The 25,853-nt window shown below is 64.1% G+C and carries 23 protein-coding genes and 1 pseudogene; 13 read left to right on the forward strand and 11 right to left on the reverse strand.

The genetic code is table 11. From position 1 onward, the window contains the following. Positions 1 to 115 precede the first annotated feature (115 nt). Positions 116 to 1,384 (reverse strand): FAD-binding domain-containing protein, encoded by a 1,269-nt coding sequence (locus BDD21_RS07525; protein WP_120796627.1) that lies wholly within the window; start codon positions 1,382 to 1,384, stop codon positions 116 to 118. Positions 1,385 to 1,854: 470 nt separating this feature from the next. On the opposite strand from BDD21_RS07525, the pseudogene BDD21_RS28540 reads away from it, so the two are divergent. Next, positions 1,855 to 2,202 (forward strand): annotated as a pseudogene (locus tag BDD21_RS28540) (alkaline phosphatase PhoX); the annotation flags it as partial. A 292-nt stretch (positions 2,203 to 2,494) separates the two neighbouring features. Here the strand turns inward: BDD21_RS28540 and BDD21_RS07535 are convergent. From BDD21_RS07535 to BDD21_RS07555, 5 genes are all read right to left on the reverse strand, one after another. Then, complete coding sequence (locus BDD21_RS07535) at positions 2,495 to 3,346, reverse strand: VTT domain-containing protein (protein ID WP_120796628.1); 852 nt, start codon at positions 3,344 to 3,346, stop codon at positions 2,495 to 2,497. Positions 3,347 to 3,624: 278 nt separating this feature from the next. Beyond that, on the reverse strand, positions 3,625 to 4,143 hold the full coding sequence (locus tag BDD21_RS07540; protein ID WP_120796629.1) for a DUF4389 domain-containing protein: 519 nt from the start codon (positions 4,141 to 4,143) through the stop codon (positions 3,625 to 3,627). 241 nt (positions 4,144 to 4,384) lie between these two features. Next, positions 4,385 to 6,034, reverse strand: a complete 1,650-nt coding sequence (groL, locus tag BDD21_RS07545; RefSeq protein ID WP_120796630.1) for a chaperonin GroEL — start codon at positions 6,032 to 6,034, stop codon at positions 4,385 to 4,387. A gap of 128 nt (positions 6,035 to 6,162) precedes the next feature. Then, positions 6,163 to 6,453 carry a co-chaperone GroES gene (gene groES / locus BDD21_RS07550; RefSeq protein ID WP_093029859.1) on the reverse strand — a complete coding sequence of 97 codons (291 nt, stop codon included), beginning with the start codon at positions 6,451 to 6,453 and terminating at the stop codon, positions 6,163 to 6,165. Between the two features lie 143 nt (positions 6,454 to 6,596). After that, positions 6,597 to 6,983 (reverse strand): FxsA family protein, encoded by a 387-nt coding sequence (locus BDD21_RS07555; RefSeq protein WP_425470226.1) that lies wholly within the window; start codon positions 6,981 to 6,983, stop codon positions 6,597 to 6,599. Between the two features lie 182 nt (positions 6,984 to 7,165). On the opposite strand from BDD21_RS07555, the gene cutA reads away from it, so the two are divergent. The 12 genes from cutA to purD all read left to right on the forward strand — a co-directional run bounded on the left by cutA (position 7,166) and on the right by purD (position 20,139). Then, positions 7,166 to 7,495 (forward strand): divalent-cation tolerance protein CutA, encoded by a 330-nt coding sequence (gene cutA, locus BDD21_RS07560; protein WP_120796632.1) that lies wholly within the window; start codon positions 7,166 to 7,168, stop codon positions 7,493 to 7,495. Then, positions 7,474 to 9,939, forward strand: a complete 2,466-nt coding sequence (gene dsbD / locus BDD21_RS07565) for a protein-disulfide reductase DsbD (protein WP_245969467.1) — start codon at positions 7,474 to 7,476, stop codon at positions 9,937 to 9,939. Before cutA ends, dsbD begins: the two co-directional genes overlap by 22 nt. Beyond that, positions 9,936 to 10,523: a TlpA family protein disulfide reductase gene (locus BDD21_RS07570; protein ID WP_120796633.1), complete on the forward strand. Its 588-nt coding sequence runs from the start codon at positions 9,936 to 9,938 to the stop codon at positions 10,521 to 10,523. Before dsbD ends, BDD21_RS07570 begins: the two co-directional genes overlap by 4 nt. A 107-nt stretch (positions 10,524 to 10,630) precedes the next feature. After that, entirely contained in the window at positions 10,631 to 11,092 is a 462-nt protein-coding gene (aroQ, locus tag BDD21_RS07575) for a type II 3-dehydroquinate dehydratase (RefSeq protein ID WP_120796634.1), read from the forward strand. A 2-nt stretch (positions 11,093 to 11,094) separates the two neighbouring features. Continuing rightward, the gene (gene accB, locus BDD21_RS07580; RefSeq protein WP_120796635.1) at positions 11,095 to 11,553 is read left to right on the forward strand and encodes an acetyl-CoA carboxylase biotin carboxyl carrier protein; all 459 of its coding nucleotides are present in this window, start codon (positions 11,095 to 11,097) and stop codon (positions 11,551 to 11,553) included. A gap of 92 nt (positions 11,554 to 11,645) precedes the next feature. After that, a complete protein-coding gene (gene accC, locus BDD21_RS07585; RefSeq protein ID WP_120799807.1) occupies positions 11,646 to 12,986 on the forward strand; it encodes an acetyl-CoA carboxylase biotin carboxylase subunit in 1,341 nt (446 codons plus the stop codon). A 729-nt stretch (positions 12,987 to 13,715) separates the two neighbouring features. After that, positions 13,716 to 14,618: a 50S ribosomal protein L11 methyltransferase gene (gene prmA / locus BDD21_RS07590; RefSeq protein ID WP_120796636.1), complete on the forward strand. Its 903-nt coding sequence runs from the start codon at positions 13,716 to 13,718 to the stop codon at positions 14,616 to 14,618. 237 nt (positions 14,619 to 14,855) lie between these two features. Further along, positions 14,856 to 15,854, forward strand: coding sequence for a tRNA dihydrouridine synthase DusB (gene dusB / locus BDD21_RS07595; RefSeq protein WP_120796637.1), 999 nt, complete (start codon positions 14,856 to 14,858; stop codon positions 15,852 to 15,854). Then, on the forward strand, positions 15,851 to 16,159 hold the full coding sequence (locus tag BDD21_RS07600; RefSeq protein ID WP_120796638.1) for a helix-turn-helix domain-containing protein: 309 nt from the start codon (positions 15,851 to 15,853) through the stop codon (positions 16,157 to 16,159). The genes dusB and BDD21_RS07600 overlap by 4 nt, the downstream gene beginning before the upstream one ends. A gap of 61 nt (positions 16,160 to 16,220) precedes the next feature. After that, complete coding sequence (purH, locus tag BDD21_RS07605) at positions 16,221 to 17,780, forward strand: bifunctional phosphoribosylaminoimidazolecarboxamide formyltransferase/IMP cyclohydrolase (RefSeq protein ID WP_120796639.1); 1,560 nt, start codon at positions 16,221 to 16,223, stop codon at positions 17,778 to 17,780. A 189-nt stretch (positions 17,781 to 17,969) separates the two neighbouring features. Next, positions 17,970 to 18,743, forward strand: a complete 774-nt coding sequence (lpxA, locus tag BDD21_RS07610; RefSeq protein ID WP_120796640.1) for an acyl-ACP--UDP-N-acetylglucosamine O-acyltransferase — start codon at positions 17,970 to 17,972, stop codon at positions 18,741 to 18,743. A 100-nt stretch (positions 18,744 to 18,843) separates the two neighbouring features. Further along, complete coding sequence (purD, locus tag BDD21_RS07615) at positions 18,844 to 20,139, forward strand: phosphoribosylamine--glycine ligase (protein WP_120796641.1); 1,296 nt, start codon at positions 18,844 to 18,846, stop codon at positions 20,137 to 20,139. Positions 20,140 to 20,370: 231 nt separating this feature from the next. Here the strand turns inward: purD and BDD21_RS07625 are convergent, their stop codons facing one another. From BDD21_RS07625 to BDD21_RS07645, 5 genes are all read right to left on the reverse strand, one after another. Beyond that, a complete protein-coding gene (locus tag BDD21_RS07625) occupies positions 20,371 to 21,945 on the reverse strand; it encodes an AAA family ATPase (RefSeq protein WP_120796642.1) in 1,575 nt (524 codons plus the stop codon). A 590-nt stretch (positions 21,946 to 22,535) separates the two neighbouring features. Further along, positions 22,536 to 23,276, reverse strand: coding sequence for an acetoacetyl-CoA reductase (phbB, locus tag BDD21_RS07630; protein ID WP_120796643.1), 741 nt, complete (start codon positions 23,274 to 23,276; stop codon positions 22,536 to 22,538). 190 nt (positions 23,277 to 23,466) lie between these two features. Beyond that, entirely contained in the window at positions 23,467 to 23,835 is a 369-nt protein-coding gene (locus BDD21_RS07635; RefSeq protein ID WP_120796644.1) for a phasin family protein, read from the reverse strand. 111 nt (positions 23,836 to 23,946) lie between these two features. Next, positions 23,947 to 24,471 carry a polyhydroxyalkanoate synthesis repressor PhaR gene (gene phaR / locus BDD21_RS07640; protein ID WP_120799808.1) on the reverse strand — a complete coding sequence of 175 codons (525 nt, stop codon included), beginning with the start codon at positions 24,469 to 24,471 and terminating at the stop codon, positions 23,947 to 23,949. Positions 24,472 to 24,583: 112 nt separating this feature from the next. After that, entirely contained in the window at positions 24,584 to 25,768 is a 1,185-nt protein-coding gene (locus BDD21_RS07645; RefSeq protein WP_120796645.1) for an acetyl-CoA C-acetyltransferase, read from the reverse strand. Between the last annotated feature and the right edge of the window lie 85 nt (positions 25,769 to 25,853).

Here is a 25,853-nt window from a genome sequence, read left to right on the forward strand (position 1 = left end):
GGCGCGGTTTAAGAGATTAAAAAACAGATCATTTCAAACCGCGTCCCCGCTAACGGCTGTGGATGCACCAAACGTCGAACGCACTCGAAAGTGAGCATCTCGCTCTGGACGCGGTTTAGGCATCATCGATGCGCGTAAGACCATCGAGATGGCCTTGCCGGCGGGCATGCTCGCGGAAGGGGAAAAAGCCGCGGGTCGCACCGGGCCAGAGACTGCTGTCCCAGGTCCGGCGAGATCGGACGAGTGCGATGCCGTGCTTGGCGAGTCGCGCGTCGAGCTGATCGATGCGTTCCCGCCAGCGGCCGACCGGTGTTTCGAGCGTCACGACTTGGCGCACTGCGAGGCCGCACGCCCATGCCTCGGCCGCGGCCAGCCAATCGCCCTCGTCCAAGGCGTGTGTCGGGACCGCGAAATGCGCCTCGGCCCGAGACAGGGCATCGCCAATCGCAACGCGCGAGAAGTCGCCGACCGGAGGGGCTAGGTCGAGGGCCTCCCCGACCGTCTCGTCCCAGCCGCCGGCGACGCCTCGAAACCCGAGCTTCGACAGGTGAGAGACCTCCGGGGCGAGATCCTCCGGAGTCAGAAGCAGCCCGCTCTGAAGGTCTGTGGGCAGATCGACCGATGCGGAGAGCGCACGGGGCTTGAGATCGAGCGGCGGCTCGGTCAAGGGCAACGCCTGCTCGTCGAGTTCGCCTTTAGGGTCGAAGCGCCCGTCGGTGTAGCGGGCGATGTTCTCGGCCTGCGCCAGATAGTGCTTACCGCGCGTATGGAGTCCCGCCACCCAGCGCCAGGAGAGTGTGTTGGAGGCTGGATCACCGTCCAGAAGGTGACGCAGAAAAAAGGCCGCACCGAGGGTCCAGGGAAGACGCAGGGTGAAGATCCAGATGCTCGCGAACCACATACGGGCGTGGTTGTGCAGATAGCCGGTCTCGATCAGCTCGCGAGCCCAGGCATCGAAACAGGCGATCCCGCTCCGACCGGTGATCGCCTCGGCATAGCGGACCGACGTCCTCCCCGCAAGCCCGTCGCGGTCGTGCCGGAGCTGGTCGAGGTAGGCGTCCCAGACGTGCGGGCGGTGTTCGAGCCAGCCTTTCCAGTAGGTCCGCCACAGCACCTCGGAGATAAACTTGTCGACGACATCTCGCGGATGGGCGTCCAGAACTGCGGCGACCGCCTCGCGCTCCAGGATCAGACGATGCCGAAGATAGGGCGAGAGCCGCGAGACCCGATCATGCGGCGGGACGACCCGATTGCGCTCGCGCGCATAGGCGGCCCCGTGCGGAACGAAGGACGCCAAACGCGCAAGGCCGGCCGCCCGAGTCGGCGTCTCGGTCTGCACGACATGCCTCGGCAAGCCGAGTCCTTGCACCCCGGGTCGTGGCATCGGTCTCTCCGTCATGGTCGGAGAGCAGGACATGGATGACGCCGGGCGATTTTCAACCTGGTAGACCCCGCTCACCCGGAGTGGGTGTCGGTGCACGCTCACCGCGGTCGGCTCAGCCGTGGCGCCCACGCCGGTCGACGCGGGCCGACTGACCAATGTCAGGCGGCTTACTGACCCCAACATCCGCTCATCCACGCGTTTGATACTGGTTTTAACGACGTGTGAACCGCACGGATAATGAAATGGTGCCTCTGGTTCGATACGCGCGTCGATTCACGAAAGCTGCACGATAGGTTTCTATTCATTTAGTAAGCGCCTTCCTTATCGCAAGTGGGTATTATTAAGAAAGCCTTCTCGGCACCGAAAGCACCTATGGAAAATATTAGCCTCTATCGGTAGCTTGCATTATCGTTCATAAAGTCGTCATCGCGTCTTAATGGACCAAGGCGCGTTACAGGAACGACCTCAAAGGCAATGTGCTGGACGAGGGCACCCTGTACGTGGCCCGTTTCAACGAAGACGGCAGCGGCGACTGGCTTGCGCTCGACATCGGTGATCAGGACTTCCTCGCGGCGGCTGCCGCAGCAGGCGTGGATTTCCGGGATCAGGCCGACGTATTGGTCAACACCCGCTTGGCAGCCGATGTCGTCGGGGCGACCAAGATGGACCGGCCCGAGTGGGGGGCGGTGCATCCGCGGACCCGCGAGGTCTATATGACCCTCACCAACAACACCTCGCGCACCGAGGACAACATCGACGCAGCGAACCCGCGCGCGGTGAATCGGACCGGACACATTCGTCGGCAGTTTCACGAGCAACTGGCCGGACAGCGGCGCCGTATACCGGCATCCGGGCGATCCCGACGTGATGTCGAACCCCAACGGCCCGCGCCCGCGCTCGGCAACCATCGTCATCACCCGCGAAGACGGCCGCGTTGCGGGGCTGTGAGGCAGCGGCTTACGCCGCTAACGGGATCAACATCGGGCAGGGACGCCCATCCTCGTCATGCTTCGCCTGTCGCGCCGGTCGACCTCTTGACCGAGTCCGCCGATGCGGGCCCGGGTGTTCCTGAGTTGAACTTAAAATGACGCGTATCGCTCTGGACGCGGTTTAAGAGTTGAGTAGCTGCCGCCGCCAGCGTTGCCGAATCCACCAGACCAGTCCGCCAAGCAGTGCCAGGATCAGCAGCATCCAGCCGATCTGACGGAAGTCGTGCTCCAAGACCGATTCACCGAGAAGGATAAAGATGGCGGCGTAGATCATCGAGACGATCAGGGATACCCAGAAATAGACGGGAAAGGTTAAGCCGCTCAGACATAAGAGGTAGGTCTTGAGTGTTCCGGGGACTCCGGGGGCGGCCTTGACCAATAAAGCGAATCGAATTGCCTGTGCGGGGGAGGTCAGCTCGGGGAGCTTGAAGGATGTCCTAGCGAGCCGGGATTGTATCCAAGGACGCAAGTTCGTGTGGGCGAGCCACCAGCACAGAACCAGATTGGCCGCCATGCCGAGCCCCGAGCCGACGAGCGCGGTGCCTGCGCCGAAGGTTGCTCCCGCGAGCAGATAGAAGGGCGAGGTCGGAAACCCGATGGCGGGAAGGACCGCAAGCAGCAGGAAGAAGGCCAATGGGTCGGCGGTGCTCGTCCATTCCCAGAAGGCGGTATGGTCCCAATCGTAGGCGATCCACAACCACCATCCGATGAGCGCCAAGGTCAGAACGCCGAACAGACGAACGGACCAGACAACCCACGCCCGTCGTTTTGGCGCATCCGACCGCTCGCGTGCGCGCCCGGCGCCGGAGAATCGCCCAAGACAACCGCATCGCGTATCGCCGCGTTTCGATCCGCGTCCGATCCTATCGCCTGGAACGGGCTGCAGCGCCGCCACGGCACCGCAGCCCGGCGGTACGATCAGCGGTGTGGTGTCTCGGGGGGCGTGATCGTGATCGAGAGATTTTTTGGACATCGTTCGACGGCGCTCTTACGTTGATTCCACGGCCAGGACGTTGCTTGCCCGGCGATCGGCGTGATGTTGCGACCTCATGATAGGACCGCTTGCGACATTGGAAAATCCAATCTGAACGCGCGGCAAAAGCGGGTCCAGCGCACGGTCCGGAGGTGCGGCCGTTCGTCGAAGGCGCGCCGGTTCGGCACACGAGGGATCCATCAAAGACAGACCACGGCCTCCGGGCTATATCGTGAAACGCGCTGATTGGTTGTCCCACCGGTTTCCACTGCGCCGCTTCAGGTCCCGGTATCGACGCCATCGGCGGGCCCGCGGGCGGCGCCTATGTCGGTGTTGTCTGGAGTCTTGCGTCGCCGCCATTCCGGTTGCAGCGGGATACCCCGAGCGCCGCGGAGACGCGAGAAGGGGAACGGGGCGCGGTCGTCGACACAGGTCAGGTATCCGGCGATGTCACCCATGTAGGCAGACAGGCCTTCGTTGATGCTGCGCAATAGATCCATCGGGCGACCGAAGAGCACGATGGCAAGATATTGCAGGATAGCGATACCGAAGATGGTGTAGTTCAATATCTCGAAGAGGATGAAGAACAGCGCCATCAACAGGCCGCGTAGCAGCGTCACGCCGATGCGCTTGAAGATGTCCGGATGATCCGCGAACTCGCGGCTGTAGCCGTCTTGGGGTTGCGGTACCTCTGCGGCGGATCGGTGGGTTGGCGAGCCGTGGTCCAGTCGACGATGGTTCGGGGACTTCTGGTGCAGATCGTCGGGCCCGCGTCCAGGGTTGGCTGGTTGAATCAAAATAAACCTCCGGTTTGGTTGGGCAGTCCACGTTGGGATGGATGCCCGAAATAGTTTACCCAACCAGTGGCGGCGTATCAGCCCGAGGGGGCGTTTGCGGTGTAGGTATCTGACGCGGTCTCGAACTCACTCGTAATTCATCATCTCGCTCTGGACGCGGTTTAGATCCAACAAAAAAGCCCCGCCCCGGTCGATCACCGGGGCGGGGCTTTTATCTGCGAATGGACGCAGACGGGCAGGCTTACATCATGCCCATGCCGCCCATATCGCCCATGCCGCCCATTCCGCCGCCGCCCGGCATCGGGGCGTCGTCCTTGGGCTCGTCGGCGATCATGGCCTCGGTGGTGATCATGAGGCCGGCGACCGACGCGGCGTTCTGAAGCGCCGAACGGGTGACCTTGGTGGGATCCAGGATGCCCATGTCGACCATGTCGCCATATTCGCCGTTGGCGGCGTTGTAACCGAAGTTACCCGTGCCTTCGACGACCTTGTGCAGGATGACGGACGGCTCGCAGCCGGCGTTGGCGACGATCTGACGCAGCGGCTCTTCCATGGCGCGACGCGCGATGGTGATGCCGACGTCCTGGTCGTGGTTGGCACCGGTCAGGCCCTTGACCGCGGTCTGGGCACGGACGAGTGCAACACCGCCGCCGGGGACGATGCCTTCTTCGACGGCCGCACGGGTGGCGTGCAGGGCGTCTTCGACACGCGCCTTCTTCTCCTTCATCTCCATCTCGGTTGCGGCACCGACCTTGATGACGGCAACACCGCCGGCCAGCTTGGCAAGACGCTCTTGGAGCTTTTCCTTGTCGTAGTCGGAGCTGGTCTCTTCGACCTGGGCGCGGATCTGCTCGCAACGCGCCTTGATGTCGATCTCGGAGCCGGCGCCGTCGATGAGGGTGGTCTCGTCCTTGGCGACCTGCACGCGCTTGGCGGTACCCAGATCGTTCAGGGTCGCCTTCTCGAGCGACAGACCGACCTCTTCGGAGATCACGGTCGCGCCGGTGAGGATGGCGATATCCTGCAGCATGGCCTTGCGACGGTCACCGAAGCCCGGGGCCTTGACCGCACAGACCTTGACGATGCCGCGCAGGGTGTTGACCACCAGGGTGGCCAGCGCCTCGCCTTCGACATCTTCGGCAACGATCAACAGCGGACGGCCCGCCTTGGCGACCGACTCCAGCACGGGAAGAAGCTCGCGGATATTGGAGATCTTCTTGTCGTGCAGGAGGATGAAGGGGTCATCCAGCTCGGCGCTCTGGCTCTGCTGATTGTTGATGAAGTAGGGCGAGAGGTAGCCGCGATCGAACTGCATGCCCTCCACAACATCCAGCTCGTTGTGCAGGGAGGTGCCGTCCTCGACGGTGATGACGCCTTCCTTGCCGACCTTCTCCATCGCCTCGGCGATGATCTGGCCGATCGACTCATCCGAGTTGGCCGAGATGGTGCCGACTTGGGCGATCGCCTTGCTCTCGGTGCAGGGCTTGGAGAGGTTCTTGAGCTCCTCGACGGCGGCCTCGACGGCCTTGTCCATGCCGCGCTTCAGGTCCATCGGGTTCATGCCGGCCGCGACGGCCTTCAAGCCTTCGCGGACCATGGCCTGAGCCAGAACGGTCGCGGTGGTGGTGCCGTCGCCGGCGATGTCGGAGGTGTGGGAAGCCACTTCCTTCACCATCTGGGCGCCCATGTTCTCGAACTTGTCGCTGAGTTCGATCTCTTTGGCGACGGACACGCCGTCCTTGGTGACGGTCGGGGCGCCAAAGGACTTCTCCAGGACCACGTTGCGGCCCTTGGGACCCAGCGTGACCTTCACGGCGTTGGCGAGGATGTTGACACCCTCCATCATACGGGCACGGGCTTCACCGCCGAACTTGACGTCTTTTGCACTCATAGTGTTGATCCTTGATTCGATGCTTTGGAATTCGATGCTGTAGGGGATGCGGATCGAGCCAGCACGGCTCGCTCACGGGGCTTACGGCTGGCTTGGATGCGGGCTTCCCGGAGGGGAAGCACTCGGCATCAGCCTTCGACGACACCCATGATGTCTTCTTCGCGCATCACCAGGAAATCGTTGCCGTCGAGCTTGACCTCGGTGCCGGAATACTTGCCGAACAGGACGCGGTCGCCGACCTTCACATCCAGCGGACGGCTCTCGCCGTTGTCGAGGATCTTGCCCTTGCCCACGGCGATGATCTCTCCCTGGATTGGCTTCTCGGTGGCGGAGTCCGGGATCACGATGCCGCCGGCGGTCGTGCGCTCTTCTTCCATGCGACGGACAACAACGCGGTCGTGCAGGGGACGAATCTTCATGTGGTGGTCTCCTCGTGCGGTTGACGGGTTCGGAGCGCAGGTGAGCAGTCCGTTTCGGCCCGCTCTGTTAGCACTCATCTCAAACGAGTGCTAATAGTAGAGCCTTATCCTCGTCTGTCAAGCGCCGGAGGGTTCGACGGGCCTCAATCTTCGCGGCGGTAGTCGCCCTCGATGACCCTTGGACCCTCGGCACCTCCGGGAGGCGTGCCGGGCCGGACCGGGATCACACGGACATAGCGCCCGACGATCCAATGCCGCAGGGGCGGGACGAGCAACAAAAACCCGATCGTGTCGGTCATAAAGCCCGGAAGGAGCAGAAAGAGTCCCGCAACGAGGAGCAGCGCGCCGTCCAAGACCTCCAAGGCAGGCACTTCACCGCGGTCGGTCATCTCGCGCACCCGCATGAGCAGGCCGAAACCTTGGTGGCGGACCAGCCAGATCCCGACGATGGCGGTGAGGATGGCCAGGGCGATGGTCGGAAACGCCCCGATCTCGGAGCCGACCTGGATCATGATGTAGATTTCGATCATCGGAATTCCGATGATGATCAGTAGAAACAAAAAAGGCACGATAATGGTCTCCCGAAGTGGTCGGTCGGTCCGCGCTCGGTCGACCGAGTTCCCTTAAACCGACAAACATTATGGTAGAAGTAGGTCGATCCGTTGCAGGATAGTGGAACCCCGAACCTTATGAAACGCCGCCGAGCCGCCGCATGACGGCAGACCATCGCCTGATCTTCTGTACCTGCCCCGACGAGACCACAGCCGGGCGTATCGCCGAGGCGTTGGTTGACGAGCGCCTTGCTGCCTGCGCGAATCTGCTGCCGGGCATCATCTCGATTTACCGTTGGGCGGGGCAGATCCAGCGCGATCCCGAGGTCTTGATCCTGATCAAGACGACGACCGAGCGCGTCGCCGCATTGACCGAGCGCCTGCGCGAATTGCATCCCTACGAGATTCCGGAAATTATCGCGGTCCCCGTTACCGAGGGACTCCCCGACTATCTGAGCTGGGTAACGACATGCACCGACCACAACGACTGAGCCCCTGGATCGGGGCCGCCGTCGAACGGCGCCAAACCGCCATCGACAACACCGCCACCGAACAAGAGGATCCGGAGCATCGGCCGTCGCGCGTGACATCCACCGCGAGACGGCTCTTAAGCGTCGCCTTGGCCTGGTTGCTCCTCGCCGCGGCGGCGCCGACAGCGCTGGCGGAGGACGAATTCCTGATGCCCGATCAGGCCTTCCGCATCTCGGGCGAGGCGGACGGACCGGACGCGGTGCGGGTGCGTTGGGAGATCGCCGACGGCTACTACATGTATCAGAGTAAGTTCGGGTTCCAGGCGGACACCGTCGGGATCTCGACCGGCGGCCCGCAGATGCCCGCCGGGCAGACCAAGGAGGACGAGTTCTTCGGCAAGGTCCAGGTCTACCGCGACAGCGTCGAGATCCGGGTGCCGGTCACGCGCGCGACCGGCGCAGGCAACTTCCTGACCCTCGAGGCCACCTCGCAGGGCTGCGCCGATGCCGGGCTCTGCTACCCGCCGCATCGCCAGCGCCTGTTGCTCGAGCTGCCGGAGATGGCTGCCGCAATGCCTGCCGCCGCCGAGACCGTCACCGCCGCCGAGGCCCCGTTACCGATTCAGGGCAAGCCATCTCCGAAGGCATTGGCGGGCTTCGGCCAGTCGCTCGGCCTGGGTGCGGACGACGACATCCTCCCCGCCGAGGAGGCGTTCCTCTTCTCGGCCGAGGTCGCCGGCCCGGACCGGCTGCAACTGACCTGGGACGTCGCCGAGGGAACCTATCTCTACAGTCACATGCTCGAGCTCGCGCTCGAGGACGGAAGCGAGGTCGCCATCGGGCCGTTCGAGCGGCCCGTCGGCGACATCAAGAAGGACTCCATCCTTCCCGACGGCAGCGTCGGCGATATCGAGGTCTATCACGACCGGGTCGATCTGACCCTGCCCCTGCTGCGCGGGTCGAGCGAGCCGACCGAGGTGACCCTGGTCGCCAAGTACCAAGGCTGCGCCGAGATCGGCATCTGCTATCCGCCGCAAACGCAGAGGGTGACCTTGAGCTTGCCGGAGGCGCTGGTGACGGCGGTTCTGCCGACGGCCGCAGCGGCGGCCACGACGGTCGATGCGACGCCGGCAAATGCCGAGTCGGTTGTGGACGACACGGTCTCCGAGCAGGACCGGATCGCTTCCGTCCTCGCCAACAGCGGTGTGTGGGTGGTGATTGCGGCCTTCTTCGGGTTCGGGCTCTTGCTCGCTTTCACGCCCTGCGTCTTCCCCATGATCCCGATCCTCTCGGGCATCATCGCCGGACAAGGCCCGAACATCACCACGCGCAAGGCATTCACGCTCTCGTTGGTCTATGTCCTGGCGATGGCCCTGACCTATACGGTTGTCGGCGTGCTGGCGGGGCTCTTCGGCGCGAATCTGCAGGCCGCCTTCCAGAACCCCTGGGTCCTGACCTCCTTCGCGTTGATCTTCGTGCTGCTCGCGCTGTCGATGTTCGGCTTCTATGACCTGCAGCTGCCGTCGAGCTTTCAGTCCAAGCTTGCCGAGATCAGCAACAAGCAGGAAGGCGGCACCCTGATCGGCGTGGCCATCATGGGCCTGCTCTCCGCGTTGATCGTCGGACCCTGCGTGGCTCCGCCGCTCTTCGGCGCATTGATCTACATCAGTCAGACCGGGGACGCGGTGCTCGGCGGCATCGCCCTGTTCGCGCTGAGTATGGGCATGGGCGTGCCTCTGATCGCCATCGGCACCTCGGCCGGCAAGCTGCTGCCGCGCGCCGGCGGCTGGATGGATGCGGTCAAGGCGGTGTTCGGTGTCGCCCTGCTCGGCGTGGCCATCTTCATGCTCGAGCGGATCCTGCCGCCGGCGGTCGCGATGCTGCTGTGGGGGCTGCTGCTGATCTGCTCCGCGGTCTACATGGGCGCATTGACCCAACTGCCGCAGGCTGCAAGCGGCTGGAGCAAGCTCTGGAAGGGGCTCGGCGTCTTCCTGCTCATCTACGGCGCGCTCATGCTGCTCGGCGCGGCGGCCGGAGGGAAGGACACGGTCCAGCCGCTGCGTGGGCTCGCCGTGGGCGGCGGCGGTGGTGGCGCCGCGGAGGCGGTCTTTACCACCGTGAAGACGGTCGAGGATCTCGATCGCGAGGTCGCCAAGGCCGGGGCGCTCGGCAAACCGGTCATGTTCGACTTCTATGCGGACTGGTGCGTGACCTGCAAAGAGCTGGAACGCTACACCTTCAGCGATCCCGCCGTGATCGCGGAGATGGGCCGGTTTGTCCTGCTCAAGGCCGACGTCACGGCCAACGACGCGGATGATCAGGCCCTGATGAAGCACTTCGGCATCATCGGGCCGCCCGCGATCCTCTACTTCGACACCGCCGGGCAAGAGCTCAAGAACTATCGTTTGGTCGGCTTCAAGCCCGCCGATGCCTTCGTCGAGCACCTGCGCAGAGCCGTGCCATGAGCGCCGTTCGGGTTGGGATGGTCATTCTGCTTGCGGGTGGGATCAGTGTCGGGGCCGCCATCCTCGGCCAACGCTGGATCGAAGCGCCCAAGCGCGATGCGGGATTGTCGGTCCGCCAATCCGCGCCTCTTCAGACCTTGCCCGACTTCGGCCTAACCGACCTCGCCGGGCTGGAGGTCAGCAGCGAGGCGTGGGCCGGCAAGGTCGTGGTGATCAACTACTGGGCAAGCTGGTGTCCGCCCTGCGTGCGCGAGATGCCGCTCTTTATTCAAACCCAGGAGGCGCTGGGCGAAGCCGGCGTGCAGGTCGTCGGGATCGCCGTGGATCGCCTCGAAGACGTCGAGAAGTTCGTCGCCGACTACCCGGTCAACTACCCGATCCTGATGGCCAACCCGGAGGCGGTGGCCCTTTCCAAGCGTCTCGGCAACCGGGTCGAAGGGCTGCCCTTCACGGTCATTTTCGACCGCCGCGGGCGCCGCGTCTTCAGCCGCACCGGCGAGATCACGGCCGCCGAGCTCAAGGTCGAGCTCGACGCGCTGGTCAAGGCGGAGGATCGTCCGGCACCCGACGAGGACGCGTCTTAGCTGGACAACATCGCGTAAAATCCGCACAATTCGCGCCGATTTGCTGCCGATCCCAAAAGGACCGGCGGGTACACTGAGTCTCGGACGCGTTGGAGCACATTGACCGGATGGCGGCGATCCTGGTTCTGAACGGACCCAACCTCAACCTGCTCGGAACCCGCGAGCCGGAGCATTACGGCCGCACCACGCTGGCGGAGATCCACCAGGGCCTGGAGGATGCGGCTCGGGCTCAGGGCTTCACGCTGGAGTGCATTCAGAGCAACGCCGAGCACGTCCTGATCGAGGCGGTCCACCGTGCCGCGCACGACGGGGTTCGCTTCATCATCCTGAATCCCGCCGCCTTCACCCACACCAGCGTTGCCCTGCGCGATGCGCTGCTCGGGGTGGGGATTCCCTTTATCGAGGTGCACCTGTCCAACGTGCACGCCCGGGAGCCGTTTCGGGCCCATTCCTATTTCTCCGACATCGCCGTCGGGGTGATCAGCGGACTCGGGGCCGAGGGCTACTTTTCAGCATTGCGCGCGGCGGCCGGTCGGCTCGCGCCGGACCTTTCCAACGAGAACCATTGACCATGGATATCCGCAAGGTAAAGAAGCTGATCGAGCTGTTGGAGCAATCCGACGTCGCCGAGATCGAGATCCACGAAGGCGAGGAATCGGTCCGCATCAGCCGACACGGCAGCGGCGCCATGCCGATGTACATGCCTCAAACCATGCCGATGGGCATCGGCGCCGCGCCGGCTGCGGCGTCGGCAGCCGGAAAGGCATCCGATGATGACGATGCCGAGGAGATGGAAGGCGAGGTCGTGCGCTCGCCGATGGTCGGCACCTTCTATCGCGCGCCGTCTCCCGGCTCCAAGTCGTTCGTCGAGGAAGGCCAGACGGTGAAGTCCGGCGATACGCTCTGCATCATCGAGGCGATGAAGATCCTCAACCAGATCGAGTGCGAGCAAGGCGGTACCATCAGACGTATCCTGGTCGAGAACGGTCAGCCGGTCGAATACAACCAGCCGCTGTTCGTCATCGAATAAGGGCGGAGGGCAATGCCCCCGTCGTCAAGCGTAGGCGCCCTCCCCCGGTGCGCCTCGCCTCCTCCAGCAAAGACATCGCCACCATGCCTGCAATGATCGAGAAGGTCCTGATCGCCAACCGGGGCGAGATCGCGCTCCGGATCCTGCGCGCCTGTCGCGAGCTGGGCATTAAGACGGTCGCGGTGCACTCCGAAGCGGACCGCGACCTCAAGCACGTCCTCTTGGCCGACGAATCGGTCTGTATCGGCCCGGCCGCATCGTTGCTCAGCTATCTCAACGTGCCGGCCATCATCAGCGCGGCCGAGGTGACCGACACGGTCGCCATCCACCCCGGCTACGGTTTCCTCTCCGAGAACGCCGATTTTGCCGAGCGGGTCGAGCGCTCCGGCTTCATCTTCATCGGCCCGCGACCCGAGACGATCCGCCTGATGGGCGACAAGGTCTCGGCGATTGCCGCCATGAACAAGGCCGGCGTGCCCTGCGTGCCCGGCTCCGATGGCCCGCTCGACGACAACAAGAAGCGCACCCTCGAGATCGCCCGCCAGATCGGCTATCCCGTCATCATCAAGGCATCCGGCGGCGGCGGCGGCCGCGGCATGCGGGTCGTGCATTCCGAGGCGACCTTGCTGAACGCCATCTCCCTGACCAAGGCGGAGGCGGCCGCGGCCTTCAACAACGACATGGTCTACATGGAGAAATATCTGGAGAACCCGCGTCATGTCGAGTTCCAGGTGCTCTCCGACCAGCACGGCAACGCCATCCATCTCGGCGAGCGCGACTGCTCGATGCAGCGCCGCCACCAGAAGGTTGTCGAAGAAGCGCCCGCGCCCGGCATCACCGAGGCACAACGCCGCGAGATCGGCGAGCGCTGCGCGGAGGCCTGCCGCACCATCGGCTATCGCGGCGCCGGCACCTTCGAGTTCCTCTACGAGGATGGCTGCTTCTATTTCATCGAGATGAACACGCGCGTGCAGGTCGAGCACCCGGTCACCGAGATGATTACGGGCGTGGACATCGTCAAAGAGCAGATCCTGATCGCCGCCGGCGAGCCGCTGCGCTACAAGCAGGACGACATCGTGATCCGCGGGCATGCCGTGGAGTGCCGTCTCAACGCCGAGGACTCGGAGACCTTCATGCCGAGCCCCGGCAAGATCACCGAGTTCCATGCCCCGGGCGGCCCCGGCGTGCGGCTCGAAACGCACATCTATACCGGCTACACGGTGCCGCGCTATTACGACTCCATGATCGGCAAGCTGATCACCCACGGCGAGGATCGCGAGTCCGCGATTGCGCGCATGTGCAATGCGCTGCGCGAAACCGTAATCGACGGGATCAACACCAACATCAAGCTGCAGCGTTCGATCCTGAGAGACGGGGCGTTTCTGGCGGGCGGGGCGAATATCCACTATCTCGAAAAGAAGCTCGGCATGTAGGACTGAACCGCGTGTCGAGCGACATGGGATGTTCGGGGTCAGGCCAGCCTCGGCGCGATTCGATGGTTTGGCGCGACGCGATTCAGGGAGGTTAAGGTGATTTCCGGGAATAGTCATCCCGACAGCGAGTGCCTGGAAGGCATCGAGTCCTTGATGCCGTCACCCTCTCGTCCATGCCTCTTGGGTTCCCCAACCGGACGCAAGACTTCGGCCCCACACCCGGGTAAGCCGACTTCAGTCGGCCCCCGGGGAGGCGGACTTCAGTCCGCCGTGCGGGCGTGCTCGGGGGGGCCGACTGAAGTCGGCGTACCCGTGCGGTCGCGGTCGGCGACCTGGACACTGCCGATGTGGCCGAAACGATGATCGAGGCTGACAACGACAACGACAACGACAACGACAACGACAACGATAACGATAACGACAACGAGTAAATTTTTTTCCGGATATCACCTAAACCGCGTCCAGAGCGACATGCGTCATTTTCACGTTTCGTTCAGCGTTAGGGGCTTCCTCGATCTTGGCGAGACGCGGTTTAAAAGCAGTGAATGCTTGTGCCGGCTTCGAGGCAGTTGGCTCTCGGGGCAGAATCGGACTCCGCTCGGTCACCACGCAATATAGTCAACTTTCTATCTTCTTAAACACTTAAATCGCGTCCGCTCCGGCGCATGTGGACTCGTACGAGGTCGAGACCGAATGAACACTGCGCATATCCTGCGGGACGCGATTTAAATGGGCTGGCTGCAGCTTTCCATCGAGGTCTCGAAGCCGGATGCGGAGCAGATCGCCGCCTTCCTGGAGGATGCCGGCGCTCTATCCGTGACCCTCGCCGATGCTGCGGACGAGCCTCAGCTCGAGCCTGGGCCGGGGGAAACACCGCTTTGGTCGCAGGTCAAGATCTCGGCGCTGTTCGATGCGGATGCCGAGAGCGAGGCATTGGTCGGCCGCTTGGTCGATCAGCTGGCTCGTGAGCATGGCTCCGGTCGTGCCTGCGCGCCTCTTGTCGAGCGGATCGAGGATCAGGTTTGGGAGCGCGTCTGGCTCGACACCTTCAAGCCGACCCGCTTCGGTCGGCGTCTCTGGGTCTGTCCGCACGGACAGGATCCGGATGATCCCGAGGCCATCGTCGAGGCCGTCGTCGTTGCGCTGGATCCGGGTCTGGCCTTCGGGACCGGGCATCATCCGACCACCGCGCTTTGCCTGGAGTGGCTCGACGGGACCGACCTGGACGGCAAGACGGTCCTGGATTACGGCTGCGGCTCGGGGATCCTGGCGATTGCGGCGCTGCGCTTGGGCGCTGCACGTGCGATCGCCGTCGACCATGACCCTCAGGCGCTGGAGGCGACGCGGGACAATGCCCTCGCCAACGGGGTCGCCGACCGCCTCGCGATCTACGGACCGGACGAGGTGCCCGAGCTGATGGTCGACGTGACCGTCGCCAACATCCTCGCCGAGCCGCTGATGTCGCTGGCCCCTCGGCTCGTCGCGTCGCTGCGGCCCGGCGGCGTGCTGGCCGTCTCGGGCGTACTCGCCAATCAGGTGGAGGGCGTCCGCGCGGCCTATGCCGAACCGATCGCGCTCGCGCCGACACGCCTGCGCGAGGATTGGGCGTTCATCTGCGGGACGCGTTTGTAGGTACGGGGGGGTTGTTCGTTGGCTGGAGCGCGGGGTTCGCTCCGAGGATCCCGACCTCATCCCGGTTCCTTTGAATCGTTTCGAGGCATTGCTCATCGGACCGGCCGGAGCTGGTAGGGTGGACTGCGCTGCGCTTGTACACTCTATCGCCAGGATCAACGACCTCGCCGGTTTGGAAACGAAGGCTCGCTTCGAAACATGCCTGGTTCAATCGCACCGACGGTATCGACTCCTCCCATGCACCGCGCCTTCACCATCGGCCCACACCGATTCGAGAACAATCTAATCCTCGCGCCGATGGCCGGGATCAGCGATCGGCCGTTTCGCGTGCTCTGTCGGCGCCTGGGGGCGGGACTTGCGGTCGCCGAAATGGTCTCGTCGAACACTGCGCTTTGGGGTACGCGCAAGTCGGTGCGGCGGCTGGACTACGCGGGCGAGGCCGGTCCGGTATCGGCGCAGATCGTCGGCGCGGATCCGCTCGACATGGCCGAAGCGGCCCGGATCAATGTCGACCTTGGCGCCGACATCGTCGACATCAACATGGGTTGTCCTGCGAAGAAGGTCTGCAAACGCGCGGCGGGCTCCGCGCTGTTGCGCGACGAGGTCCTGGTCGGGCGGATCCTGGAATCGGTGGTCGCTGCGGTCCCCGTCCCGGTCACCTTGAAGATTCGCACCGGCTGGTCGCCCGAGACCCGCAATGCCGTGCGGATTGCGCAGATCGCGCAGGAGTCCGGGATCGCCGCCTTGACTGTTCACGGGCGTACGCGCGCCTGCAGTTACGGGGTGCCCGCCGAGTACGACACGATCCGTGCCATCCGTGCGGCCGTGTCGATACCGCTGATCGCCAACGGCGACATCGCGAGCCCCGAACGGGCGAAACAGGTCCTGGACTGCACCGGTGCCGATGCTATCATGATCGGACGCGCGGCCCGGGGGCGTCCCTGGATCTTCCGCGACGTCGCGGCCTACCTAACCTCGGGTACCCTGCCGGTCGAGCCGCAAAGGCACTGGATCCATGCGCTCCTGCGCGAGCATCTCGATGCCTTGTATCAGTTTTACGGCGCCCATGCCGGCGTGCGGATCGCACGCAAACACATCTCCTGGTACTGCCGTCACTTACCGGGTGCAGCGGCCTTCAGAGACATCGTCAACGGGACACAAACCCCGGCGGAGCAGTTGTCGCGGGTCGCCGCGTTCTTCGAGCAATGCCCCGAAACGGAGAATCAAGCAGCATGAATTCAGTCGCCTTGGACACTGTATCCGAACCGACATCGACGGGGCTGCACGTGGTGGAGGCGGGTCGCACCGATCCATTGAGCAAGTGTGTGGAGGATGCCCTGCGCTTCTATCTGGAGAACATGGCCGGCCATGACGTGGCCAACCTTTACGCCCTGGTGCTCGAGGAGGTCGAGCGCCCCATGTTCGAGACCGTTCTGGACCACACCAACGGCAACCTGAGCCACGCAGCGAAGATCCTCGGCTTGACGCGTGCCACCCTGCGCAAGCGGCTCGCCGCTCACGGGATCGAGCGCGCGCGCTGAACCCGCATCGTCGGCCGCACCGCCGGCCTCCTTTCAGATCATCAGACCCGGATCGACCCACATGCAATCCATTCATCGCGCCCTGATCAGCGTGTCCGACAAGACCGGCTTGGCCGCTTTCGCCCGCGAGCTTGCAGCCAAAGGTGTGGAGATTCTCTCCACCGGCGGGACCGCTCGACTCCTGACCGAAGAGGGCATCCCCGTCACCGAGGTCTCGGACTACACCGGCTTTCCCGAGATGATGGACGGTCGGGTCAAGACACTGCATCCGCGCATCCACGGCGGAATCCTCGGTCGTCGCGGCGTCGATGATCGGGTCATGCGCGAGAACGAGATCAAGCCGATCGATCTGGTCGTCGTGAATCTCTACCCCTTCGAGCAGACCGTGGCCGATCCGGCCTGCGACCTGGCCACGGCCATCGAGAACATCGACATCGGCGGCCCGACGCTGCTGCGCGCCGCGGCCAAGAATCACGCGAGCGTCACCGTGGTGGTCGATTCGGCCGACTACCCGCGCATCGCCGCCCAGATCGCCGAGCACGGCGGGGTGAGTGAGGCCACGCGCTTCGATCTGGCAGTCAAGGCCTTCGAGCACACCGCCCGCTACGACGGCGCGATCGCGAACCATCTCGGCGCGCGGCTCGCGACCGACGTGCCCGGTGCCTTCCCGCGCACCCTGAGCCTGCAGCTCGGCCGCAAGCAATCCATGCGCTACGGCGAGAATCCGCATCAGAACGCGGCCTTCTACGTCGAGTACGGCGACCTGGAAACCAGCATCGCCACCGCCAGCCAGATCCAAGGCAAAGAGCTGTCCTACAACAACATCGCCGATACGGATGCGGCGCTCGAGTGCGTGAAGCAGTTCTCCGAGGGTCCGGCGTGCGTCATCGTCAAACACGCCAACCCCTGCGGCGTCGCCCTGGGCGCCAACCTGCTCGAGGCCTACGAGCGCGCCTACAGCACGGACCCCGAATCGGCCTTCGGCGGCATCATCGCCTTCAACGGCGAACTCGACGGCGAGACCGCCCGAACCATCGTCGAGCGTCAATTCGTCGAGGTCATCATCGCCCCCCGCGTGACCGCCGAGGCGAGCGCGGCGGTCGCGGCCAAGAAGAACGTCCGTCTGCTCGAATGCGGCGACTGGGACAGCGAGCTGGTGCATCGACTCGACTTCAAGCGGGTCAACGGCGGGCTCCTGGTCCAGGATGCGGACCTGCGTCTGACCGAGTCGCTGAAGACCGTCACCGAGCGCGCGCCGAGCGAGCAGGAGCTGGCTGACCTGCTCTTCGCCTGGCGGGTCGCCAAGTTCGTCAAATCCAACGCGATCGTCTACGGCCGCGACGCCATGACGATCGGTGTCGGCGCCGGCCAGATGAGCCGTGTGAACTCCGCTCGCATCGCCGCCATCAAGGCCGATCAGGCGGGTCTCGTGGTCGCCGGCGCCGTCATGGCTTCGGATGCCTTCTTCCCCTTCCGCGACGGGATCGACCAGGCCGCGGCGGCAGGGATCACGGCCGTGATCCAACCCGGCGGCTCCATGCGCGATGAAGAGACCATTGCCGCGGCCAACGAGCATGGGATCGCGATGGTCTTCACGGGGATGCGGCACTTCAGGCATTGAACCGCGTCCGGCCCGACATGCAGTGTTTTCGTTTCGGCTTGGCCTCGGAGCAACCAACTCACGCCGGAGTCGACGCGGTTCAAGAGATTTTTATTTTTAATGATTTGAACCGCGTCGACTCAGAGTTCTCGGGTCACTCCGACATTGATCTACACCATCACCTCCTTGACTGACACAGGACGCGGTTCAATGGGCATTCATCCGACGGCCATCATCGAAGAAGGCGCCGAGCTGCATCCCTCGGTCAGTGTCGGCCCCTATTCGATCATCGAGTCCGGGGCCGTCATCGGCGAAGGCTGTCGGATCGAGTCGTGCGTGCGCATCTTCGGCACGACGCGGATGGGTGCGCACAACCGCGTCTGTCACGGGGCGACGCTCGGCTCGGAGCCTCAGGATCTCGGCTTCAAGCCGGAGCTTGCGCGCCCGCTCGTGATCGGCGACCACAATCACTTCAAGGAAGGGGTGAACGTCAGTTGCGGCATCAAATCCGAGGCGGGCACACTGATCGGCAGCCACAACTACTGGATGGCCTTCTCGCATGCAGGCCATGACTGCATCGTCGGCGACCACAACATCTTCGCCAACACGGCCACGCTCGCCGGTCATGTCGAGGTGGCGGATCGGACCTTCCTCTCGGGGCAGGTCGCCGTGCATCAATTCTGTCGGATCGGCGCCTACGCGATGGTCGCCGGGGTGACGGGTGTCGCGCAGGACGTGCCGCCGTTCGCCTTGGTCGACGGTCACCGGGCGCGCATCGTGGGGCTCAACGTGGTCGGCTTGCGCCGCGGCGGTTTCTCGCAGGAGCAGCGCACGCGCATCAAGGCCGTCTATCGGCTGGTCTTTCGTTCCGGTCTGCGCTCCGGCGAGGCACTCGCCCGAGCCGAGCAGGAGTATCCCGGACCCGAAACCCAAGCCATCGTCCAATTCATTCAGTCGAGCCGACGCGGCGTCGTCTCGTTTTAAACCGCGCCGGCTCCAGTGGTCGTGGAATCTGCCGGGGCCGCTCCCATCCAAAAACATCGCATGCCGCGCTGGGCGCGGTTTAAAAGGTGAAGAGACAGGTATGAAGATCTTGATCGTCGGCAATGGCGGGCGTGAGCATGCCCTTGCCTGGAAGGCCGCACAATCGCCGCTGGCCGAACACGTTTACGTTGCACCCGGCAACGGCGGGACCGCGCACGAGCCCAAGGTGGAGAATCTGCCGATCGCGGCGGACGACGTTCCGGCATTGGTTCGCTTTGCGACCGAGCAGGCAATCGACCTGACCATCATCGGCCCGGAGGCACCGCTGGTCGCGGGTGTCGTCGATGCCTTCAAGGCGGCCGGCCTGCGCTGTTTCGGACCGACCCGAGACGCCGCTCAGCTCGAGGGCTCGAAGGCCTTCACCAAGGACTTTCTCGCGCATCACAGCATCCCGACGGCGTCCTATGGCGTCTTCACCGAAACCGAGCACGCGCTCGCCTATCTGCGTCGGGTCGGCGCACCGATCGTCGTCAAGGCCGACGGGCTTGCCGCGGGCAAGGGCGTTATTCTGGCCGAGGATCTTGCGACCGCGGAGGCAGCGGTTGAGGATATGCTCGGTGCCGGGCGCTTCGGGAGCGCGGGCAACCGCGTGGTCATCGAGGAGTTCCTGACCGGCGAGGAGGCGAGCTTCATCGTCATGGTCGACGGTACACACATCCTGCCGCTTGCCACCTCCCAGGATCACAAGGCCCGCGACGACGGCGACCGCGGACCCAACACCGGCGGCATGGGCGCCTATTCACCGGCGCCGATCGTCACCCCTGAAATCCACGATCGCGTGATGCGCGAGGTGATCGAGCCGACGGTCGCCGGACTCGCCGCCGAGGGCATCCATTATGTCGGTTTCCTCTACGCGGGGCTCATGATTGCCGCTGATGGGACGCCCAAGGTGTTGGAATATAACTGCCGGCTCGGCGATCCGGAGACCCAGCCGCTGCTGATGCGTCTGGAGTCGGACCTGGTCGAGCTGTGTCTCGCCGCGATCGACGGTCGTCTCGATCAGGTCACGGCCGTCTGGGATCCGCGACCCGCGCTGGGCGTGGTCATGGCGGCCGGCGGTTATCCGGATGGCTACGAAACCGGCCACCCGATTTCCGGGCTGGGCGCTGCGTTGCCCGCGGACGTCCAGGTCTTTCAGGCCGGCACAAAGGCGGATGGAGCGGAGATCCTGACCAACGGCGGACGTGTCCTTTGCGTCACTGCACTCGGAGACAGCGTCTCGGCCGCCCAGTCACTGGCCTATCAGGCAGTCGAAAAGATCCGTTGGGAGGGCTGTCAGTTCCGGCGCGACATCGGCTATCGGGCGATTGACCGCGAGCGGTCGACATGCGCCTGATGTGTCGCTGGACCTCGCCCGACAACTTAACGCGCCACGTCATGGCGTACTTGCCGACCGATCAGGGTTCAGTGCGCCCGGACTGGACCTGCCTCTCGGGCTGCACCGGGTAGAAGGTCTTATCGAACAGTTGCTCGGTGCTGTAGGGGCATTGGTCCGGAAAGGTGCTGGACGGCAGACAGCTTTCGTCTTATCAGCGGTGTGCCGACACCCCGGACGTGCCCTCGGGGCTCAGGCGCGGATCACGGCAATCGCTCGGCCCTGCGGACTGGTCGCGGTGTGGCACGCGGTCCGCTCGGCGATCGGTGGTTGATCGGAACGGCGGTCGAAGATCACCAGCCAGCCGGTGTCGAGCCCCAGACCGGCCAGATAGCCGTCCAGTTGCACCAGACCCTCGACCAGTGGATCGGCCTCGTGGTCATGCCAGACCTTCAGCTCCAGACCCAGGGTCACCGCGCCGTAACGCAGACATAGATCCATGCGTCCCATGCCGATGGCGTATTCGCGCTTCAAGGCCCCGCCGCCGTTGACCACCCGATGCAGGAAGGCCATCAGCACCAGGTGCGGGGCGATCTCGTGATAGGGGGCGCTGCCCAGCAACGGCTGACCGTGGCGGCGCCAGAAGGCGAGGAAGGCCGCAAGCAGGGCGTCCGGATTCAGGCGGCCGTCGGCATCGAGCCAGGTGGGGCTAATCTGCGGGAGGGAGGCCTGGGGGGTGAAGGCGAGCATGCGCGGCAGCACCTCGCGGTAGATGGGATTGGCCACCACCAGGCCGCTGCCACCGATCTGGCGCAGCAGACCCAGGTCGAGCAGGTACTGGATGTCGTCGTCGGGGACGTCACCCAGGGCCGTCCCCGCCAGCATCGGCTCGATGACGCGGCGCACCCGGGGTTCCCGGAGTTTGTGGGCCAATTGATCCAGATGGGTCACGCGCTCGAGGATCATCGCCTCCTTGGCCTGGTCGATCAGCGCCACCGTGATCGGTTTGGCGCGGTCGCGGCCGGCGGGGAGTTTGAAGCAGGCGCGATAGGCTAGGGCATTGACCAGCCAGGGCTGGCCTTGGGTCAACTCCCAAACCCGATCCAGCGCCTCGGGGGTGAACACCTGCCCGGTCTCGGCGGTATGCTCCAGCAGCAGAACCCGCGTCTCGGCGGCGCTGAAGTCCCCCAGGCGGAGCGATTCGGCCTTGATGTTGAATGCACTGCCACCGGTGATGGCCTCGCGCTCGGAGCTGGCATGGATGCGATAGTCGCGCAGGTCGCGCACCCCGCACAGAATCACGGTCTGCGGAAAGGCCGTCGGACGTTGCGGATAGCCGGCGCGCAACTGGCGCAGCAGCGAGAGCAGGGTGTCGCCGATCAGGGCATCGACCTCGTCGAGCAGCAGCACCAGCGGCTGGGACGTCTGTTGACACCACTGCCCCAGAAAGACGTTCAGCGCCGAGCCGGGCGGGGTGGTGGCCAGCACCTCGCGCGCATGGCTCGGACGTTCGTCGTCGCCGAGCCAGACCTGGGCCGAGTTGGCGACATCGGTGACGATGGTCGCCATGGCGTCGGCGATGCGCTCGCGCCAGGCTTGCGCACCTTCCAGATTGGCATAGACCGCCCGATAGCGCCCCTCACGGTTCAGATGCTCCATCAGCGCCAGCAGGCAGCTCGTCTTGCCGGTCTGGCGGGGCGCATGCAGCAGGGAGTATTTCTTCTGATCGATGAGGGCGAGGATCTCGTCCAGATCCCAGCGCGACAGTGGCGGCAGGGTGTAGTGGTCGTCGGCACGGACCGGGCCTTCGGTGTTGAAGAAGCGCATCGGGCGGATTCATCGGCAGCAGGGCTATGGGGGAGCATAGCACCGCGGTTGGCCGCCCGCCGCGCCGGACCCCGCCGACGACCGGCGCGGCAGCCTCACCATTGGCCAGATCCGTCTTGGCGTCATCCTCCCGTTCAATCCGCCACGCCGAGGTCGCACTCCGTATCGTCCAGCGTCAGTATATGGATGCGGCCGGCGCGGGAGGGCGTTGAACGGCAAACATCGCGACCTCGTTGCGGATGAATCTACCGGTCTAGCCCGAAAACCGTGGCCTGTCCCTGAGGTATCCTGAGGTATCCCCGAGGTATCCCTCTACGCAAATCGCACCGGGCGCTTAATAGAGTTAAAAAAAAGCCCGGCGGGGAGCCGGGCTGGAAACGTCTCATGATGAGAGAGACGAGGAGGACACTGGTATCGATCTTTAAAGTCTCGGGCTCCGCGTGTCGTCGGTAGTCCCGGAACATCGATGTTCTGTTTTCCGACGTTCGATCTCTAAACCGCGCCTCGCCGAGGTCATTGTCTGCGGCGAGGCTGATCTCAGCTGGTGCCATCTTAACGGCACCGGGCGCGGTTCAGATGTGACGAGCGCCTCAATGCATGAAGAGGCCGCCGTTCACCGGAAGGTTCGCGCCGGTGATGTAGGCGCTCTCGTCGCCGGCCAGGAAGGCGATCGCCGCGGCGATCTCCGTCGGCTGTGCCATGCGGCGCATCGGCACACCCGAGATAATGCTGTTGCGCACGGTGTCGTCCATCGCCAGGGTCATGGCGGTCTCGACATAACCGGGCGAGACGGTGTTTACCGTAACACCCTTGGATGCGCCTTCCTGGGCCAGGGCCATGGTGAAGCCGTGCATACCGGCCTTGGCGGCGGAATAGTTGGCTTGGCCGAACTGCCCGCGCTGTCCGTTGACCGAGGAGATGTTGATGATCCGACCGAAGCCGCGATCCAGCATCCCTTCCCAGACGTTGCGTGTCACGTTGAAGACGCTGTCCAGGTTGACCCGCATCACGGCATCCCACTGCGCATGTTCCATCTTCTTGAAGGTCTTGTCGCGGGTAATCCCGGCACAGTTGATGAGGATGTCGACCGGGCCATGCTTGTCGCTGATCTCTTTGATCATGCGCGCGCTGTCTTCAAAGGACGACACGTCCGCGGCAATGGTGTCGATGGCGAAGCCTTCGGCCTCGCGATCCTTCTTCCAGGCTTCCGCAGCAGCGGCCTCGGAAGGATGATGATTGGCAACGACCGTGCAGCCGTCTTGTGCCAGACGCGTACAGATCGAGGTGCCGATTCCGCCGATACCACCGGTCACGAGTGCGATGCGGGCCATGTCTCTTTTCCTCCAGGTTTTTATTGGTGTGTGTCTTTCGTCGGGGTCCGGAGCGATCAACGCGCGATCCGCTCACGGGGTTCAAGATCTTCGAATAACAAGCTATTCGCAAGTCCCCTGCGAAGGAGACTTGCGAATGGCGGCCCATCCTTGGGCTGCCGGGTCCGGTCAAGCGTCACGGACTGCAGATTTAGGCAGCCGGAACACTCTTGCGCAGGTCGGCGGAAACGTCGGCCAGGCTCTTCTCCATCCAGGTGCGATAGTCGTCACGGACTTCGGTGACGGCCTGCATGCTGGTCTTGCCTTCGGCCAGGACGCGCTCGCTCAGCTCTTTGGTGGCCTCGACCTGGCCCTTGAAGAACTCGTTGTAGCCCTTGGACTCGGTCGCGAGCTTCATCACACGCATGGCGTGCTCCATGTAAAGGCTCATGGCATCCATTTGACGCGCCGACATCTTCTCGAACATGCGGACGTTCAGCTCGCCGAGGCTGGTCAGGCGCTCGACGTTCTTGCTGGTGAGTTCGTTGACGGTGTTCAGGGTGTCGTTGGTGCTGGTCATAGTCGTTGCTCCGATGTGTTGTGCAGTGCAGCAATTGTTGCAGTGCACAATAGTCGTCCGATCTGCCTCTGTCAACCCCGAATCCTTCAATCAAAAACATTGAAGATGTGCTCAGGTCGACGACCCGTCCCGGCCTTTGCCTTCGACGTCTGTGGGGGTCGGTGTCTTGCGATCGGTCTTGCCCCGTGGATTGCCGCCGAGATCGAATCCCGCCGCGCGCATCAGCTCGCCTTGGATCTCGGACCACAGCTCGACGTTTTTCTGGGTCATGCGTGTCATGGCATCGAACGGGGTCTCGCCAAGCGAGCGAACCAGCTCGTGATGCTGTTTCGAGAAGAGGTCCAGCGAGCCCTCCAGATAGCGGGCAAACATGCCCTGGAGGGTACCGCCGTAGAAGCGGATGATCTGAGACAACATGGTCGCGCTGAACAGCGGCTCTCCGCCGCTTTCCTCTTCGAGCATGATCTGCAGCAGGATGGAACGCGTGATGTCGTTGTCGTTCGCCGTGTCGACCACCTTGAAGGCGGTGCAGCTCATGACGAGATCACGTACGTCCGCGAGCGTAATGTAACGACTGACTTCGGTGTCGTAGAGGCGCCGATTCGGATACTTCTTGATGATGCGCTCGTCGTTCATGGGCATCTGGCCGTGTCGTCCTTCAGTCCGAAGAAGTGTACCCCAGTCGAGACGGGTTACGACCTGCGGGGCCCGGCATCCCTCGCCGGGGGACTCCCCGCTCGGGCTCCGATCAGACCCGCTCGACGGCCAGAGCCACGCCTTGACCGCCGCCGATGCAGAGGGTCGCGAGACCCTTCTTGGCATCGCGCTTCTGCATCTCGTAGAGCAGGGTCACCAGCACGCGAGCACCGGAGGCACCGATCGGGTGGCCGATCGAGATGGCACCGCCGTTGACGTTGACCTTACTCAGATCCCAGCCCATCTCGTGATTGACCGACATCGCCTGCGCGGCGAAGGCCTCGTTGGCCTCGATCAGGTCGAGATCCCCGGGCGTCCAACCGGCCTTCTCCAAACACTTGGTCGAAGCCGGGATCGGGCCGGTGCCCATGATGGCCGGATCTACACCGGCGCTTGCGAAGGCGACCAGGCGGGCCATCGGCTTCAGACCGAGCTCCTTGGCCTTGGACTCTTTCATGACAATCACCATTGCCGCCCCGTCGTTGATACCCGAGGCATTGCCGGCGGTGACCGTGCCGGCCTTGTCGAAGGCGGGGCGCAGCTTGCCGAGCGTCTCGGCCGTGGTGCCGGGGCGCGGAAATTCGTCGGTGGCGAAGACGACCGGGTCGCCCTTACGCTGCGGGATGGCAACCGGAATAATCTCGTCGACAAAACGTCCCGACTTGATCGCCGCCTCGGCCTTCTGCTGCGATGCCGCCGCAAACTCATCCTGCGCATCGCGGGTAAATTCGTACTTCTTGGCGATATTCTCGGCCGTCACGCCCATGTGATATTGATTGAAGGCATCCCAAAGACCGTCGACGATCATGGTGTCCTTCATCGACCAGTCGCCCATGCGTTGGCCTTCGCGCGAGCGCGGCAGGACATGCGCGGACTGGCTCATGCTCTCTTGGCCACCGGCAATCACGATATCGGCGTCGCCGCAGGCCACCGCCTGCATGGCCAGATGAACGGCCTTCAGGCCGCTACCGCAGACCTTGTTGATGGTCATGGCCGGCACCGAGTGCGGAAGGCCCGCGTTCAGGGTCGTCTGGCGCGCCGGATTCTGGCCTACGCCGGCGGTGAGAACCTGGCCGAGGATCACCTCGTCGACCTGATCCGGGGAGATTCCGGTGCGCTCCATCAACGCCTTGAGCACGGCGGCCCCGATGTCGGTCGCGGGGAGTGACGAGAGGCTGCCGCCAAAGGTGCCGACTGCGGTACGGCCCGCATCGACGATCACGATGTTGTCGCTCATGGTGTGAATGCCTTATGAATAATTGGAGTGGACGTCAAGTCGAATGTGGCTGGTCGTTCAGCGAAGACCCGGCCGCGGGATCTAA

The organism is Thiocapsa rosea (assembly GCF_003634315.1).
GTDB lineage: Bacteria > Pseudomonadota > Gammaproteobacteria > Chromatiales > Chromatiaceae > Thiocapsa > Thiocapsa rosea.